This window comes from Aeromonas sp. AE23HZ002T15, from assembly GCF_054165525.2.
Window position 1 is genome coordinate 4,569,984 of the sequence record NZ_CM201342.1, and the last position, 16,893, is coordinate 4,586,876.

Below are 16,893 nucleotides of genomic sequence, written 5' to 3' on the forward strand. Positions count from 1 at the left end.
TCGGCGGGCACCCTGGCGGTTCTGCCTATCGACTGGACGGCTCTGTCTATCGCCAGGGTGCACTCTCTTTGTTCGGCCCCAAATGGGCGGGAACATGCTACCACAGGAGCGATTGAGAAGCGTTGTCATTTGTATTTGTGGCATGTTCCGGGCTGGCTTTGGTACCATCAGACACCCATGCTAGGAGCCTTCCATGCCCCCTTCCTCCCCCTCCGCCGATGGGCGCTTTATCCGTCACGCCGATGCCTTGTTCATGCCTTGTCTCGACAGCCTCCCCCTTCACAGGATCTGTTTCGATCTCGCAGCCTTCGGGCCCCAGTGCTTCGCCGAGCAGGGGATGGCCTTGCCGGATGAATTACAAAACGCCGTGGCCAAGCGGCAGGGGGAGTTTCTGGCGGGTCGGCTGGCGGGGCGGCTGGCCCTGCGTCCCTATGGGCTGGGCGACGAGACGGTGGCCATAGGCCAAAACCGGGAACCGCGCTGGCCCGCGGGGATGGAGGGCAGCATCAGTCACAGCCAGTTGGCCGGGCAGGGCATGGCGCTCTGCGCGGTGCGCCCTGGCCGAGCGGGACTGGGACTGGATCTGGAGGCCTGGCTCGATGCCGATCAAGCGGCGCAGCTCTGGCCCGGTATCGTCGATAAAGGGGAGTGGGAGAGGCTGGCCGTGGGGGCCGCAGCCGCCGACCTGAGCCTGGCAGAGGGGCTGACCCTGGTTTTTTCGGCCAAGGAGAGCCTGTTCAAGGCACTCCATCCTAGGGTGGGGCGCTATTTTGACTTCCTCGACGCCAGTTGGTCGGCCATGGGGCCCAGGACCCTGGCGCTTTCCCTCAACACTCGGCTTGCCCCGGATCTGCCCGCCGGCTGGTATTGCATCCTGCACTGGCAGCGGCTGCCGGGGGGCCTGCTTACCTTGCTGGCGCTTTGATGGGGATGAAACATCAGAAATAAGAGATAAAAAAACCGCCGATGGGCGGTTTTTCATGACTGCGTCAGGCTCGCTGCCTGTTCGTTTCGGGCTCGCTGTGGTGGTGCTGCAGGGTTTCTGAGCGCCGGCGGGGCACTATGACGGGGGCACCGTCGCCGGGGGCATGCAGAATGTCCACATCGGTGTGGTAGAGGCGGTCGATAAGGGGCTTGGTCACCACCTCCCGGGCCGGCCCCATGGCCTGGATGCCGCCATCCCCCAGCGCAATCAGTTCGTCGCAGTAGCGGGCGGCGGTGGCGAGATCGTGGATGACGATGAGCACCGTCTTGCCCGCTGCAGTGATCTGGTGGATGGCCTCCATCACCTCGGTCTGGTGGCCTATGTCGAGCGCGCTGGTGGGCTCGTCCAGCAAGATGATGTCCGCATCCTGGGCCAGCACCATGGCGAGCCAGACCCGTTGCGCCTGACCGCCGGAGAGGGAGCTGGCGCTCTGATGCCAGATGGACTCCAGCTGCATCCGCTCGCAGGCCCAGCGCACCATGCGCGCATCCTCCTCGCTCCACTGATTGAACCAGCCCTGATGGGGATGGCGACCGTATTGCACCAGCTGTTCTACCAAAATGCCGGCCGGCACCAGGGGGCGCTGGGGCAGGTAGGCGAGCTCCCGGGCCAGGGCCTTCATGCCGTAGCTGGCGAGCGGCTTGCCCTTGAGCAGGATCTCCCCGCACTGGGGCTGCTCCTGGCCCGCCAGGAGTTTCAGCAGGGTGGACTTGCCGCCGCCGTTCGGTCCGACTATGCCCACCAGCTTTCCCTTGGGGATGGTGAAGGAGACGTCCTGGAACACGGCTTTTTGCTGATAGCCGAAGTGGAGGCCGTTTGCGGAGAGCGTCATCGAGGAGCCCCTTGTTGTTGATTGATCAGAATAGATGGCGTCATCAGTCGGCCTTCTGTCTGTCTTTGATGAGCACGAACAGCAGCAAGATGCCGCCGAGAATACGGGTCATGATGCCGGTGGCCACCTCGTGGGGGCTGGCCAGCACCCGCACCAGGGTATCGCTCGCCAGCAGCAGCAGGGCGCCGCACAGGGCGGCTATCCAGAGCGGCACCACCCGATCCCGGGAGAGCCAGGAGGCGAGGATGGGGGCCGCCATGGCGATGAACACCACGGGGCCACCGATGGCGGTGCCGAGCGCAGCCACGATAATGGCCTGGGCCAGCACCCCGAGCTGCACCCGGTTGACGTTCACCCCCAGGGTCTGGGCCGTGGTGGGGCCGAGGCGCAGCACGCCGAGGGCGCGAGAGAGATACAGGATCCAGGGGCAGATCAGCAGGATGATGAGGGCCACCGGCAGCACGGTGCCATAGCCCTGGCCGACGAAGTTGCCCATGTTCCAGAGATAGAGGCTGGTGAGATGCACCAGGGACTGGGTGGACATGACGAACTGGCCGATGGCGTTCATCAGCTCGGAGACCCCTATGCCGATCACCACGAACAGATAGCCCTGCTCCCCCGGCTTGTTGCACAGGGCGTAGAGTACGGTGGCGGCGAACAGGGCGCCGAGGGGGGCAGCCCACCAGGGCCAGCTGCCCAGGGTCAGGTAGAGGGAGAAGATGATGATGGCCAAGGAGGCCCCCTCGTTGACCCCTATCATGTCCGGGGTGGCGAGGCGATTGCGAATGAGGGTTTGCACCAGGCAGCCGGAGAGGCCCATGGCGGCCCCTGCCACCAGTACGGCGACGATGCGCGGCAGCCGGATCTTGAAGACCGTCACCTCGCCGAGGCGACTCCCTTCCCCCATGAGGGTCTGGATCACCCCCAGCATGCTGAGCTTGCCCGAGCCCAGGGTCAGCGCCAGCAGGGAGAGCAGCGCCAGGGCGAGTACCAGGGCGAGGGTGATGAGCCAAGCCCGGCGGTCGAGCAGCAGGGTACGGCGGCCGAGGCGCAGGCAAAAGGTGCCGGCGGGCAGGGGCGTGGCGGCTACGGGCAGAGTCTGGGTTGCAGGATCATGCATAAGAGGCTTCCTTATTTCACGGCCAGCAGGGAGCGGAAGCCACCGCTTCGCACCACCAGGATCAGCACGGGGGCTCCGATGAGCGCGAGAATGACGCCGTTAGGCAGCTCGAACGGTTGCAGCAGCCAGCGGGCCAGCACGTCGGCGGCGAGCAGGAACAGCACCCCGAACAGGGCAGAGAAGCGCACCTGGATGGACAGGCGTACCGGCTCCACCAGGCGGGCGCAATAGGCCGCGAGGAAGCCGACGAAGCCGATGGGGCCGGCGATGGCGATGGCGCAGGCGGTGAACAGGGTGGCGGCGAGCAGCACCCCGATGCGCACCCGGGTCGGGCGGATGCCGAGCGCCTGGGCCTGGTTGTCCCCCATCTGCATCAGGGTGAGCTGACGGCACAGGGCCAGGGTCAGCAGCAGGGCGGCGAGGGCGAAGGGCAGCACCGTCAGCACGGAATCCAGGCTGGAGGCGGCAAGTGACCCCAGGTTCCAGAAGCGGAACTGTTCCAGCACCACCTTGTTGGAGAGCAGCAGGAAGTTGGAGAGGCCGCCGAAGGTGGCGGAGAGGGCGACGCCTACCAGGATGAGTTTGAGGGGGTTGGAGCGACCCACCATCAGGCCGAGGCCGAGCACTACGATATTGCCCATCAGGGCCCCCATGCCGGACCAGAGCAGGTAGCCGTAGGCAGACTCGACACCAAAATAGGTGAGGCCTATGACCAGGGCGAAGACGGCGCCTGCGTTGACCCCGAGCAGGCCGGGTTCGGCCAGGGGATTGCGGGTGGCACTCTGCAGCATGGAGGCGGCGAGCGCGAGACAGACACCGACTACCAGAGCGGCCAGGGTGCGGGGCAGTCGCAATGTGTTGACTATCATGGCGAGCTTTTCATCGACCACGAGGGCGGGATCGCCCAGGAGAAAACCGGCGACCTCGCGGCCACCATAGACACCGGCCCCGGTGGCCAGTGACAGCGAAATCAGCAGGAACAGGAGCAGTACGCCGAGCCAGAACAGCCGGGTTTGGTATCTGAGCACGCAAGGACTCCTTTCATGTCAGGGCAGTAGAAACGCAAAAAGGGAGCCCCGTTGCCGGAGCTCCCACAGGGGGGATTTTACAGCTTATAATCGATCCCGGCGTAGACGGTACGACCTTCCAGGATAAATTCGGCGTCGGTGGCGACCTGATCACGCTGGGTGTTGGTCAGGTTGGTGATGCCGAGCTTGAAGTCCAGGGCCGGCGTGACCTTCCAGTTGGTGTTCACGTCCAGGGTCTGGTAGTGCTTGGACTTGAACGCCTGGGCGTTGCGGGCCGGTACAGTGATCACCTGGCTGCCGACATATTGCCAGGCCAGGTTGGCACTGACGACGTCGCTCGCCTGCCAGTCGAGACCCAGGTTGCCGGTGTGATCCGGGGTTTTGATCAGATCCTGGCCGTTACTCTTGTCTTCGGAGTCCAGCAGGGTCCAGTTACCGGTCAGCTGTACGTTATCCAGCACGTCGACCCAGCCGGTCAGCTCCAGCCCCTTGATGCGGGCCTTCTTGATGTTGTGATATGTCATAACGGAAGGCATATAACCCGCAGCTGGGCGCCATTGATCGCTCTGGATCAGATCCTCGATGTCGTTGTGGAAACCGGTCACGCCGGCACCGAAGCGATCGCTCTCGTAGGCGGTCCCCAGCTCATAGCTGACGGCGGTTTCCGGCTTCAGGTCCGGGTTGCCGATAACCTGGCAACGACCACGACAGGCGGTGGTGGAGAAGCCTTCGCTGGACTGGGCCAGGGTCGGGGCCTTGAACGCCTTGCCGGCGCCGCCTTTTATCACCCACTCGTCGGTCAGGGTGTAGAGGGCGTAGGCACGGGGGCTGAACTCGTTGCCATAGGTCTCGTGGTGATCCAGACGGCCGGAGAGGGTCAGGGCCAGATCGCCGAAGCTGAATTCGTCCTGCAGGTAAACCGCGCTCTGGGAGGCATCCACGCTGCCGTTGGCGATACTACGGCTGTGCTCCAGCTCGGTCTTGCGGAATTCCGCGCCAGAGGTGAGCAGGTGCTCGCCCAGGTAGCCGCTGACCTGACCGTCGACGGTGTTGTTGGTCTGGGTGACATCGGCGGCGCCACCGTTGAGCTCAGCGTTATCCATCAGGTCGATCTGCTCGAAGTAGTAGCGTACCCGGCTGTCGAAGTGTTCCCAACGGCCGTTGTGGCTCACGCCCAGGCTCAGGCGATCCAGATTCTGCACATTGTGGGCAGTGAGAGGTCCAGGGGAATTAGGTGGAAGGGGGACATTGTTGAAGTAGCTGTCCATGTCGTTCTGGTTGTAGCCCAGATCGAATTCGATGTCCTGATTGTCGGCAACCAGCCACTTCAGGCCGGTCAGCACGTTGACCACTTCCCGTTTTTCCAGGGCGTCTGCGTTCGGATTATTGCTCTGCTCACTTCTCCAACGGTCACGCTGATAGCCTTCGACCACGATGTTGCCGAGCAGCTTGTTGTCGATGAGGGCACCGGACACATAGGCGCTGCCCTGGTTGGCGTCACCGCCGTCACCCTTGGTGGGCATGGTGTGGGTGTAGCCGACGGCGGCTTCAGTCTGCTCCTTGGCCTGGCGCAGGATCACGTTGACCACGCCACCCAGGGCATCGGCGCCGTACAGGGAGGAGACGGGGCCACGGATGACTTCGATGCGCTCGATGGCCGCCATGGGGATGGAGCTCAGGTCAAAGTCGTTGCCGTAGGCGCTGCCCAGGGTCTCACGGGCGTTGACGCGCTTGCCGTTGATCAGCAGCAGGGTGTAGTCGCCCCCCATGCCACGGATCTTGATCTCGTTGCGACCGGTGGGGTTGGTGGCGATGATGTTGACGCCCGGCACGTGCTTGAGGGCATCACCGATGTTGTTCACGTTCATCTTGTCGATGTCGGCGCGGGTCACGACGGAGACGCTGGCCGGTGCGGTGAATTCAGTGTGCTTGGTCTGGGTGGCGGTGACCACCACGGTTTCGTTGGCTTTGACCGTCTCGGCCTGGGCCAGAGCGGGCAGGGCCATCAGGCCGAGGGAGAGCAGGATGGGGTTTAGTTTGAATACGCCGTGCTGCAACTGCATTGTTAAAGCTCCATGAAAAAACAGAGGTTATTTGGGCCGGGCTCTTCTGGTCCGGTTGCTCACTGACTTCCTTGTCTGGCGACGCCAGACGCGGGGTTATTGTTATTTTTTATCCGCTCCAGTCCCCTGATGAGGAACCAGACGCCGGCGCAGGCCAACAGGCCGCAGCTGATATTGATCCAGGCCAGCTCGGCGAAACCGTGCAGGGCACCGCGCTCGTCAGACACTAGATAGCCGGCGGAGAGCAGGCTGCCGAGCCCAGCCGCCATATTGGTGACAGTGCCCTGGAAGGACATGAAGGCGGCGCGCTGATGGGGGGCCGGAATGGCCGCCGTGATGGCGAGCGTGGTGCTGGCGCGGGCCGAGCTGAGCGCCATGAAGAGGGTGAACAGCAGATAGATGGGCAGGCCCACCGGCAGGGCGAAGCCGAGCAGGGTGACCAGCGCCAGCAACAGGCTGGTGATCAAGATGGCGCCCTGGGCGCGGCCCTGGTCTATCCAGCCACCGCACAGGCGCATGGTACCCATGCTGGCGAGGCCGCCACACAGATAGAGGGCGGCGATCTGCTCCCGGGGGAAACCGAGGTTGAACTGGAAATAGTTCGCGAAGTGCGGGATCAGCAGGAAGTGGCCGAACATCTGCAAACAGAGGATCGCGAGGGCCCCCTGACACAGGGGGTAGGCGAGCAACTGACGCAGGCCGCTACCCTGGGGGGCGCGGGTGACCGGCAGTGAGGGCAGCAGGCGGCTGCTCACCAGGGCCAGCAGCAGGCCTGCTGTACCGAACAGCAGGAAGGGACTCTGCCAGCCGAGCCACTGGGCCAGGGTAAGGGCGACGGGGACGATCAGGATGGCGGCCAGGGAAAACGCCATGCCCACGTAGGCGAGGCGGCGTCCGCGCTCCGCTGGGGGGACCAGGTCCAGCACGGCGGCCATCAGGATGGCGGCAAGGGGACCGGCCACGCAGCCAGAGAGGATGAACAGCACCAGTAGCTGTTGGCTGTTCTGCACCAGGGCGCAGGCCATCAGCAGCAGGAAGCGCAGGGTCAGAAGCAGCAGCAGGGCAGGTTTGCGATTGAAGCGATCGAGCCAGGGGGCGGCCAGGATCCCCATGAGGGCGGCCCCCAGGGTGGCACCACCGCTGAAGTAACCGGTCTGCTCCGGCGCCATGCCGAGGCTGGTGACCAGATCGGGCCCAAGGGGCATCACCATCATCATGCTGCCCATGGAGAGCATGTTGATCAGCATGGCCAGATGGATGGCGGCAGGGGTGCGAGAGACGACAGGATCTGGCTTCATCAGAGGCTGCTCGAAAAAAAGAGTCCGAATTGTATCCGAGGGATCTCGTTGTGACAACAAATGATAACCATTTTTATTTGTATTGATTGGTCTCTCAACGAGTATCTTTTTTGTCCCCTTTTTGGCGCTGAGAAGGGTGAGCAAAGGGGCCTGATCGGCGGTGTTTCACCAGGTGTCGGCGATGGCCATTGCAATCGGGCGTCCATGGTCGATGATGCATTCATGGCTGCGCAGAAAAAGCGGGAGAAATGATGATGAGAGGATGGCGTTGGTGCTGGGTGTTGTGCAGTTGCTGGCTCTGGGTGCAGCCCTTGCGGGCCGAGGTCAAGGTAGTGCCGGTGTTCGAGGCCGACGCCATGGTGCAGACATTGAAAGAGATCTACCCGGATCTCGGGGTGAGCGCCATGGGCAACCAGCTGGTGCTGAGCGGCACGCCCGCCCAGTTGCAGGAGGCCGAGACCCTGCTGGCCAAGCTCAACCAACCTCCCCAGAGCCTGCTCATCGAGTGGCGGGTGGACGGGGCCTCGAGCAGCCAGCAGTTGGGGGTGGGGATCGGCAATGACAACGCCAGACGACAGTGGCTGCTGGAGGGGGGCGCAGAGAATTATCAACGCACTCAGAATGACAGCTGGCAGGTGCGCGGCCTCTCGGGTCGCCCCGTGCTGCTGCAGATGGGATCCTATCAACCGGTCACCTTCTACCGCTGGCAGGGGGGCAGGGTGGTGGGCATGGTGCCGCTGGTGAACGGTCTCTACGCCACCGCCACCCTGGTGGGGGACAGGGTGCAGATCGCGCTCAGCAGCGAGCAGGCCAGGCTGGAGCGGGGTGACATCAAGACAGGCCAGAGCGCCACCGAGGTGAGCGGCGCCCCCGGCGAGTGGTTGACGGTGGGGGAGCTCTCCACCACCCAGGGGAGCCAGGGGGCCGCTATCGCCAATCCGTCAGGCATAGGCACGACCAGCGGTAGCGAGCGCCAGACCCTGCAGATCCGGGTCAGCCGTCAATAGGCTGCCCGGCTGCTCACCGCCTTTCCGCCTCTCTGATCATCTGGATTGCAGCGGGTTGATCAACTTCCGGTGTGGGGTTGATCCACCGCATACTCCCGCAGCTGGCGGCTCTTTAGCAGATACCAGAGTGCCCACAGGCTGCCGATGAGCACCAGGGCCGTCGGCCAGCTGAAGGACCACTTCTGCAGGTTGAGGCTGTGCAGTTGCAGCGCCAGGCCACCCAGGGTGGAGCTGAGCAGCAGGCCGCGGCTGTGGCGCCTGAGCCAGGCTCGGACGCTGTGGGTCTTCTGATGGGTGCCGCCGTAGGCGAGCAGGGCCAGCATGGCGGGCAAGTCGCTCAAGAGGCCGAGGTAGAGGCTCATCCGATCCGGATAGAAGAGGGTCAGGATGGCACTGCCGCTCTCGCGGGTGACCCCGGCCATCAGAAACAGCCAGACCGATCGGGTCAGCAAGAGGGCGATGGGCCAGAACCAGAGCGGCGGGCGCAGCTGGCCGTGATCGTCATATCGGTGTTCGGGGTAGAGGGTCATGGGGCCCGGTCTGTTCCGCATCGGGTGAGTGATGCCAAGGGATATGGGGCAGGGGTCGGCCCTTTACAAGGTGAGGGGTAGGCGGGAATTAATCGGGGAGCCTTAGGCTCCCCGATTCGTTTCTGGGTTTTGGCTGCTGGCTACAGCCAGCCCTTGCGCTTGAAGAAGAGACCTGTGCCGAGGGAGGACATCACCATCAGCACCAGGGAGAGCGGGTAACCATACTCCCAGGCGAGCTCCGGCATGCGGCCGAAGTTCATGCCGTAGATGCTGGCGATAAGCGTCGGCGGCAGGAAGATCACCGCGGCTACCGAGAAGATCTTGATCACCTTGTTCTGCTCCAGGTTGGTCACCCCCATGGAGGCCTCCAGCTGGAAGTTGATCTTGTCGAACAGGAACTGGGTGTGGGGCAGCAGGGACTCCACGTCGTGGAGCATCTCGTCGATCCACTTGTTCTGTTCGCTGGTCATGCGCTGGCGCAGGCTGCGTTTGAGGAAGCGCAGGGCGCGACGGGTATCGTGCAGGGAGAGGCGGATCTGGCCGTTGGCCTCTTCTTGGGCCATCAGCTCCTTGAGCATGGGGTTGATCTGATCCGGTTCGAAGATCTGATCGGCGGTGTTTTCCAGGGTCTTGTAACCGTCCTCGATGAGATCGGAGAGATATTCCACCTTCAGATTCTGCACTTCCAGCAGAATGTCCAGGGCATCTTCCACCTCCAGCCGGTCCTGGCGCATGTAGTGGCGCAGCAGGCGCACCAGGCCGATGTCATCCTCGCGGATGCTGATCAGCAGGTTGTGGCGCAGGGTGAAGGAGACGTGGACACCCTTGGTGTCGCGACCGATCCGCTGGGGAAACAGGGAGTGGATGTGCAGGCCGTCGGTGTCCCAGTAGAAGCGGGCGGACGCCTCGATGTCGTCCAGCTCTTCCTTGTCCGGTACCTCTTCCAGGAACAGGCCCGTCAACCATTCTCGCTCCGCCGTGTCCGGCTTGTAGGCATCCAGCCAGACGGTGTTGTCGGGGACTATGTCGTCCGGCCCGAGCGTGACAATGTCCAGCACCTTGTTGTTGAGAATGTAGGCGGTGATCATCTGTCCCCCTTAAGAAGTCATGGGTTATCAGGGATGGTTGCACAGGTTCATGCGGCCTTGGATCGTGGGAAGAGCGATCCTGGGAAAGCATAACGGGGCCGATGGACAACCTGAATGCGGCGAACTATACAGGGGTGCGCCGCGCTTGTCAGGGCCTATTCATCGGGGGTTCAGCCCGTTCGCTCAAAAAAACGTCGAGGTCGGAGCAGCGGATCCCGCCCCGGCGCCATCGTTTTTCTGCCCTCTCCTCAGGAGAACAGACAAGGATGACAGTGAGAGGATGATGCAGCCTCTCCCCATCCTGTTGATCCGCCTGGGATCCGGCATAGAGCTTCCTGGGACTGAGCATCCCTGATGTCGCAGATGCCTTGAATAGTCAACACCCATTACATCTTGGGGTAGTTGGGACCAGAGCCCCCCAGGGGTGGGGTCCAGACGATGTTCTGGGACTGAGCATCCCTGATGTCACAGAGGCCTTGAATAGTCAGAACCCGTCACATATTGGGATAGTTGGGTCCCGAGCCCCCCTGGGGCGGCGTCCAGACGATGTTCTGGCTGGGGTCCTTGATGTCGCAGGTCTTGCAGTGGATGCAGTTCGCCGCGTTGATCTGCAGGCGAGGTTGGCTCTGCGCCGCGAGGGGCTCGGCCTCCACTATCTCAAAGACGCCTGCGGGGCAGTAGCGCTGGGCGGGCTCGGCCCAGGTGGGCAGGTTGACGGTGACCGGTATGCTCGCATCCTGCAACTTGAGGTGACAGGGCTGATCCTCGTCGTGGCTGGTGTTGGCGAGATAGACGGAGGAGAGCTTGTCGAAGCTGAGCTTGCCGTCCGGCTTGGGGTAGGGGATGGGCTGACAGCGGCTGGCCAGGCGCAGTTGGCGATAGTCCGGCTCCTTGTCCAGCAGGGTGAGGGGAGAGCCGTTCGTTGACTTGCCGAACAGACGCTGCTCCAGCCAGTTGAAGGCCCCGCCGAGCCAGGGGCCCCAGCGATGCAGGGCGGCGCCGAAGTTGCGGGCCGTCTTCAGCTCGCTCGCGAGCCAGCTCTGCTGCAGGGCATCGCCGAATTCGGCCAGATCCCGGCCCCCCTCATCGCCGCCGTGCAAACTCATGGCGACCGTGCTGGCCGCCAGCATGCCGGACTTCATGGCGGTGTGGATGCCCTTGATCCGGGAGAAATCCAGCGTCCCGGCGTCGCAGCCGATGAGCAGGCCGCCGGGGAAGTGCATGCGGGGCAGGGAGTGCCAGCCCCCCTTGGCGATGGCGCGGGCGCCGTAGCTGATGCGCTCACCCCCTTCCAGGGTCTGGGCGATGAGGGGGTGGTGTTTGAGACGCTGAAACTCGTCGAAGGGGCTGAGCCAGGGATTCTGGTAGTTGAGATCGACGATGAGGCCGACCGCCACTTGGTTGTCCGCCAGATGATAGAGATAGAAGCCCCCCTGGCTCTTGTTGCCCCCATCCTCGTTGAGGGGCCAGCCGCTGCCGTGCAGCACCCGGCCGGGGTGAGACTGGCCGGCGGGCACCTGCCACAGCTCCTTGAAGCCGATGGCGTAGTGTTGCGGCTGAGGGCCGTTTTCCAGGTTGAATGCCTTGATCAGCTGCTTGCCCAGATGACCGCGGGCCCCCTCCGCGAACAGGGTGTAGCGACCGAGCAGCGCCATGCCGGGCACGTGATCCCCCTTGGGATTCCCCTCCCTGTCCAGACCGAGATCCCCGGTGATCACCCCCCTTATTTTTCCCTCTTCCAGGATGAGCTCGCTGGCGGCGAAGCCGGGGTAGATCTCGACCCCGAGGGCTTCCGCCTGCTTGCCGAGCCAGCGGCAGAGGTTGCCGAGGCTGATGATGTGGCAGCCGTCGTTGTGCATGCGGGGCGGCACGGCCCAATCGGGCAGTTGCAGGGCGCGATGTTCATTTTGCAAGAGGTGCACCCGATCGTCGCTCACCGCCACCCCGAGGGGGGCCGTTTGCCAGCTGTCCGGCAACAGCTCCCTGAGGGCGACGGGGTCGAGCAGGGCACCGGAGAGCAAATGAGCTCCCACCTCGGCCCCCTTCTCCAGCAGGCATACCGACAGCGCCGGGCTTTGCTGCTTGAGGGCGATGGCGGCGCTGAGGCCTGCCGGGCCGCCACCGACGATGACGACATCAAATTCCATTGCTTCGCGTTCCATCTTGCCTCTGTGCTCGACTTGGCCTAGGGTAGTGATGGTAGTTTACGTAAACGTAAACCATTTTGTAAGCACTAACACGCAAGTGCACGCAATGGACTCACTCAACCGGTACGAGGAAGACCGACATGAAGCTGCTGGTCGCGGTCAAACGGGTCGTTGATTTCAACGTCAAGATCCGGGTCAAGAGCGATGGCTCCGATGTGGAGCTCGCCAATGTGAAGATGGGTATCAATCCCTTCTGCGAGATCGCGGTGGAGGAGGGGGTGAGGCTGCGGGAAGCCGGGCTGGCGAGCGAGCTGACAGTGGTCACCTTCGGGCCCGAGGCCGCGGCCGAGCAGCTGCGCCACGCCCTGGCCCTGGGGGCGGATCGGGCACTCCACTATGTGACCGACGAGACCCTGAGCCCCCTCAAGGTGGCGCAGGGGCTGCAAACACTGTGTGAGGAGCTGCAGCCGGATCTGGTGCTGCTCGGCAAGCAGTCCATCGATTCTGACAACAACCAGGTGGGCCAGATGCTCGCCGCCCTCAATGACTGGCCGCTCGCCACCTTCGCCTCCGCCATCAAGCGGGTGGAGGGCGAACTGCAGGTGACCCGGGAGGTAGACGGCGGCCTCGAGACCCTCGGCATGCCCCTGCCTGCCGTGGTGACCGTGGACCTGCGCCTGAACGAGCCGCGCTTCGCCTCGCTGCCCAACATCATGAAGGCGAAACGCAAGCCGCTGGAGAGCCAGCCCTTTGCGGCCCTGGGTCTGGATGCCGGGAGCGAGATCCGCGTGCTCGGGGTGATGGCCCCTCCGGTGCGCAGCGCAGGGATCCGGGTCGGCTCGGTGGACGAGCTGCTGAACAAACTCAAGAACGAAGCCAAGGTGCTGCCATGAGCGTACTCATCATTGCCGAACATCATCAGGGCCAGTTGGCCGACAGCGCCGCCCGCGTGGTGGCGGCAGCCGGGCAGCTCGGCGGCGAGGTGCACCTCTTGCTGCTGGGCCAGGGATTGACCGAGGCGGGGGAGCAGGCCGCCAGTCTGCAAGGTGTCGACAGGGTGCTCTTAGCCGAACATCCTCTGCTGGCGGAGGGGCTCAATGACGGGGTGGATACCCTGCTGGCCCCGCTGGTGCGGGACTATCGGCACTGCCTGATGGCGGCGAGCAGCCAGGGCAAGGATCTGCTGCCGCGGGTGGCGGCCCGGCTCGGGGTGGAGATGATCTCCGAGGTGACGGCCATCGAGTCCGCCGATACCTTCCTGCGCCCCATCTATGCGGGCAACGCCATCGCCCGGGTAACGAGCTCGGCGTCCATCAAGGTGCTCAGCATCCGGGCCAGCGCCTTCGAGGGTGTGGATAAAGGGGGGAATCTGGCTCCCATCTCGTCAGTGCCGGTCTCCGATCTCAGATGCCGGACCCGCCTTATCGAGCGACGGGCGGTGCGATCCGCGCGCCCCGAGCTCGGCGCGGCGCGGGTGGTGGTCTCGGGTGGCAGGGCGCTGGGTTCGAAAGAGCAGTTCGCCCTCATCGAGGCCCTGGCGGACAAGTTGGGGGCCGCGGTCGGCGCCTCCCGGGCGGCGGTGGACGCGGGCTTCGTCGCCAACGATCTGCAGGTGGGCCAGACTGGCAAGATAGTGGCGCCCGAGCTCTATATCGCCGTCGGTATATCGGGTGCCATCCAGCACCTGGCTGGTATGAAGGAGTCCAAGGTCATCGTCGCCATCAACAAGGATCCGGAAGCCCCCATCTTCCAGGTGGCGGATTACGGCCTGGTGGGGGACTTGTTCAGCCTGCTGCCGGAGCTCACCGCCAAGCTGTGATGCACTGACAGGATGCTGTAAAAAGGAGCCTGGCTACGCATTTATGCCAGCAGCCGGCCATTTCTCTGCATGTTCTCTGCAAGCCCTGACCCGTTCAGGGCTTTTCTGCTTCCATGGCCTGGCCTGCTTGCCCAAAAAGGGTGCGCCAGATCCCAAAAAGCCTTTGCCCCCACGGGGGCCTCTCGTGTAAAACCGTTCGAGTCGTCATTCACTCTCATCCATTCACGGAAAGCGTCATGAGCAAACCGATTTACAACTTCTGCGCCGGCCCCGCCATGTTGCCGGTCGAAGTCATGGAGCGCGCCCAGCGCGAATTTTGTAACTTCCAGGGGCTGGGAGCCTCGGTCATGGAGCTTTCCCATCGCGGCAAGCCCTATATGGCGGTCGCCGAGAAGGCGGAGGCCGACCTGCGCGACCTGCTGGCGGTGCCGGACAACTACAAGGTGCTCTTCATGCACGGTGGTGGCCGCGGTCAGTTCTCCGCCGTACCCATGAACCTGCTGGGTGGCGCCAACAAGAAGGCGGACTACCTGCTGACCGGGGTCTGGGCCGCGAGCGCCGTGGACGAGGCCCGCAAGTACGGCGACATCCAGACCGTTGACGGGGTCGCCAAGAACGCGCAGGGGATCACCCATCTGCTGCCGACCCCGGCGTTTCGCGCCGATGCGGCCTATGTGCACTACTGTCCGAACGAAACCATCGACGGTATAGAGATGTTCGACATCCCGGCCACGGGGGATGTGCCCCTGGTGGCGGATCTCTCCTCCACCATCCTCTCCCGTCCCCTCGACGTGAGCCGCTTCGGCGTCATCTATGCCGGCGCCCAGAAGAACATAGGCCCCTCTGGCCTCGCCATCGCCATCGTGCGGGACGACCTGCTGGATCAGGCCCGCGCCGACGTGCCGTCGATTTTCGACTACCGACTCACCGCCAAGAACGACTCCATGTTCAACACGCCGCCGACCTACGCCTGGTATCTGGCGGGCCTGGTGTTCGAGTGGCTGAAGGAGCAGGGGGGCCTCTCGGCCATGGAGGCGCGCAACAAGGAGAAGGCCGACTTCCTCTACGGCTACCTCGACCAGTCCAGCTTCTATGGCAACCAGGTGGATGCGGCCTGCCGTTCCCGCATGAACGTGCCGTTCCAGCTCAAAAACGAGGCCCTGGACAAGCTGTTCCTTGCCGAGTCGGAAGCCGCCGGCCTGCTGGCGCTCAAGGGGCACCGCATCGTCGGTGGCATGCGGGCCAGCCTCTACAACGCCATGCCGCTTGAGGGCGTCAAGGCTCTGGTGAGCTTTATGGACGGCTTTGCCAAGCGCCACGGCTGAGGCGTTTTTCCCCATTGTGAGGCGCCGGGGACTCCCCGGCGTCTGTTTTTGTAGAGGATCCTGACCCTGAGTGCTCTTCGCCTCGTATTTGTGCCAAGCGCGGTATTGCCGCGCAGGGGCGAGGCTGTTAACGTCCGGTCAGGTGATTTATTTGAGGTCGTACAGGAAGTCTATGAATTCGTTGCGTCTGGAACCCATCTCTCGCGTGGCCGGGGTAGTCAATCTGCCTGGCTCCAAAAGTGTCTCTAACCGTGCCCTGCTGCTGGCAGCCCTGGCCCGCGGCACCACCCGGCTGACCAACCTGCTGGATAGCGATGATATCCGTCACATGTTGGTGGCCCTGACCCAGCTCGGGGTCAAGTACAAGCTCTCCGCCGACAAGACCGAATGCACGGTACACGGCCTCGGCCGCAGCTTCGCGGTCAAGGATCCGGTCAACCTCTTCCTCGGCAACGCCGGCACCGCCATGCGCCCGCTCTGCGCCGCCCTGTGCCTGGGCTCCGGGGAATACATGCTGGGGGGGGAGCCTCGCATGGAGGAGCGCCCCATCGGTCACCTGGTGGATGCCCTGCGCGAAGCGGGTGCCCATATCCAGTACCTGAAGAAAGATGGTTATCCGCCCCTGGTGGTGGATGCCAAGGGGCTCTGGGGCGGCGACGTGCACATCGACGGCTCCGTCTCCAGCCAGTTCCTGACGGCGTTTTTGATGGCAGCCCCCATGGCGGCCGGCGATACCCGCATCCACATCAAGGGGGAGCTGGTCTCCAAGCCCTACATCGATATCACCCTGCACATCATGAAGCAGTTCGGGGTGGTCATCGAGCACGACGACTACAAGCTGTTCTACATCAAGGGCAACCAGAGCTACGTCAGCCCGGGTGACTTCCTGGTGGAGGGGGATGCCTCCAGCGCCTCCTACTTCCTCGCGGCGGGGGCCATCAAGGGCAAGGTGCGGGTCACCGGCATCGGCAAGCACAGCATTCAGGGCGACATCCACTTCGCCGACGTGCTGGAGAAGATGGGGGCTCGCATCACCTGGGGCGATGACTTCATCGAGGCGGAGCAGGCGCCCCTGCACGGCATCGACATGGACATGAACCAGATCCCCGATGCGGCCATGACCATAGCGACCACGGCGCTGTTCGCCGAAGGGCCCACCTCCATTCGCAACATCTACAACTGGCGGGTGAAGGAGACGGATCGCCTGCACGCCATGGCCACCGAGCTGCGCAAGCTGGGTGTGGAAGTGGAGGAGGGGCACGACTACATCACGGTCACCCCGCCGGCCAGCCTCAAGCATGCGGCCATCGACACCTACAACGATCACCGCATCGCCATGTGCTTCTCCCTGGTGGCCCTGTCGGACACCCCGGTGACCATCAACGATCCGGGTTGTACCTCCAAGACCTTCCCGGATTACTTTGACAAGCTGGCGGGGATCAGCCAGGCCGTCTGATCTCGTGCTCGTTGTCATCCAGGAGGCCCGCCACAGTGCGGGCCTCCTGCTTTCCTGGCTGTTGCTAGCAGTATTGTGACAACTTGCAAGACTCCACTTAAAAATACTTTATCCATGGATGTAATTTTCTATTTACACCACTTCGATGGAAGAATAGATTGGGATCACTCAATCGCAGTCATTTAGCAGGAAGTA

Annotated in this window: 15 protein-coding genes; 6 read left to right on the forward strand and 9 right to left on the reverse strand. The window is 63.5% G+C overall.

The features are described 5' to 3' along the window. Positions 1–193 precede the first annotated feature (193 nt). Positions 194–925: a 4'-phosphopantetheinyl transferase family protein gene (locus ACT5M9_RS21260; protein ID WP_457979072.1), complete on the forward strand. Its 732-nt coding sequence runs from the start codon at positions 194–196 to the stop codon at positions 923–925. Positions 926–989: 64 nt separating this feature from the next. On the opposite strand, the gene ACT5M9_RS21265 is transcribed toward ACT5M9_RS21260, so the two are convergent. From ACT5M9_RS21265 to ACT5M9_RS21285, 5 genes are all read right to left on the reverse strand, one after another. Beyond that, the gene (locus tag ACT5M9_RS21265) at positions 990–1,817 is read right to left on the reverse strand and encodes an amonabactin ABC transporter ATP-binding protein (protein WP_457979071.1); all 828 of its coding nucleotides are present in this window, start codon (positions 1,815–1,817) and stop codon (positions 990–992) included. Positions 1,818–1,860: 43 nt separating this feature from the next. Next, complete coding sequence (locus ACT5M9_RS21270; RefSeq protein WP_457979069.1) at positions 1,861–2,937, reverse strand: amonabactin ABC transporter permease subunit 1; 1,077 nt, start codon at positions 2,935–2,937, stop codon at positions 1,861–1,863. 11 nt (positions 2,938–2,948) lie between these two features. Continuing rightward, entirely contained in the window at positions 2,949–3,965 is a 1,017-nt protein-coding gene (locus tag ACT5M9_RS21275) for an amonabactin ABC transporter permease subunit 2 (protein ID WP_457979067.1), read from the reverse strand. Positions 3,966–4,042: 77 nt separating this feature from the next. Beyond that, positions 4,043–6,028 carry a siderophore amonabactin TonB-dependent receptor gene (locus ACT5M9_RS21280; RefSeq protein ID WP_457979065.1) on the reverse strand — a complete coding sequence of 662 codons (1,986 nt, stop codon included), beginning with the start codon at positions 6,026–6,028 and terminating at the stop codon, positions 4,043–4,045. 59 nt (positions 6,029–6,087) lie between these two features. Beyond that, positions 6,088–7,326: an MFS transporter gene (locus ACT5M9_RS21285; RefSeq protein ID WP_457979063.1), complete on the reverse strand. Its 1,239-nt coding sequence runs from the start codon at positions 7,324–7,326 to the stop codon at positions 6,088–6,090. Positions 7,327–7,580: 254 nt separating this feature from the next. Between ACT5M9_RS21285 and ACT5M9_RS21290 the strand changes: the two genes are divergently transcribed. Continuing rightward, a complete protein-coding gene (locus ACT5M9_RS21290) occupies positions 7,581–8,333 on the forward strand; it encodes a hypothetical protein (protein ID WP_457979061.1) in 753 nt (250 codons plus the stop codon). Between the two features lie 59 nt (positions 8,334–8,392). On the opposite strand, the gene ACT5M9_RS21295 is transcribed toward ACT5M9_RS21290, so the two are convergent. From ACT5M9_RS21295 to ACT5M9_RS21310, 4 genes are all read right to left on the reverse strand, one after another. Continuing rightward, positions 8,393–8,863, reverse strand: coding sequence for a DUF2919 domain-containing protein (locus ACT5M9_RS21295; RefSeq protein WP_457979059.1), 471 nt, complete (start codon positions 8,861–8,863; stop codon positions 8,393–8,395). 140 nt (positions 8,864–9,003) lie between these two features. Continuing rightward, positions 9,004–9,951, reverse strand: coding sequence for a magnesium/cobalt transporter CorA (corA, locus tag ACT5M9_RS21300; protein ID WP_100859194.1), 948 nt, complete (start codon positions 9,949–9,951; stop codon positions 9,004–9,006). Between the two features lie 386 nt (positions 9,952–10,337). Continuing rightward, positions 10,338–10,439: a 4Fe-4S dicluster domain-containing protein gene (locus ACT5M9_RS21305; protein ID WP_520395682.1), complete on the reverse strand. Its 102-nt coding sequence runs from the start codon at positions 10,437–10,439 to the stop codon at positions 10,338–10,340. Positions 10,440–10,445: 6 nt separating this feature from the next. Next, positions 10,446–12,113, reverse strand: coding sequence for a 4Fe-4S dicluster domain-containing protein (locus ACT5M9_RS21310; protein WP_520395653.1), 1,668 nt, complete (start codon positions 12,111–12,113; stop codon positions 10,446–10,448). Between the two features lie 125 nt (positions 12,114–12,238). Between ACT5M9_RS21310 and ACT5M9_RS21315 the strand changes: the two genes are divergently transcribed. The 4 genes from ACT5M9_RS21315 to aroA all read left to right on the forward strand — a co-directional run bounded on the left by ACT5M9_RS21315 (position 12,239) and on the right by aroA (position 16,698). Next, entirely contained in the window at positions 12,239–12,991 is a 753-nt protein-coding gene (locus ACT5M9_RS21315; protein ID WP_457979058.1) for an electron transfer flavoprotein subunit beta/FixA family protein, read from the forward strand. Beyond that, a complete protein-coding gene (locus tag ACT5M9_RS21320) occupies positions 12,988–13,917 on the forward strand; it encodes an electron transfer flavoprotein subunit alpha/FixB family protein (RefSeq protein WP_457979056.1) in 930 nt (309 codons plus the stop codon). The genes ACT5M9_RS21315 and ACT5M9_RS21320 overlap by 4 nt, the downstream gene beginning before the upstream one ends. A gap of 236 nt (positions 13,918–14,153) precedes the next feature. Continuing rightward, entirely contained in the window at positions 14,154–15,242 is a 1,089-nt protein-coding gene (gene serC / locus ACT5M9_RS21325; RefSeq protein WP_457979054.1) for a 3-phosphoserine/phosphohydroxythreonine transaminase, read from the forward strand. Between the two features lie 172 nt (positions 15,243–15,414). Next, positions 15,415–16,698 (forward strand): 3-phosphoshikimate 1-carboxyvinyltransferase, encoded by a 1,284-nt coding sequence (gene aroA, locus ACT5M9_RS21330; protein WP_457979053.1) that lies wholly within the window; start codon positions 15,415–15,417, stop codon positions 16,696–16,698. The last annotated feature ends 195 nt before the right edge of the window (positions 16,699–16,893 follow it).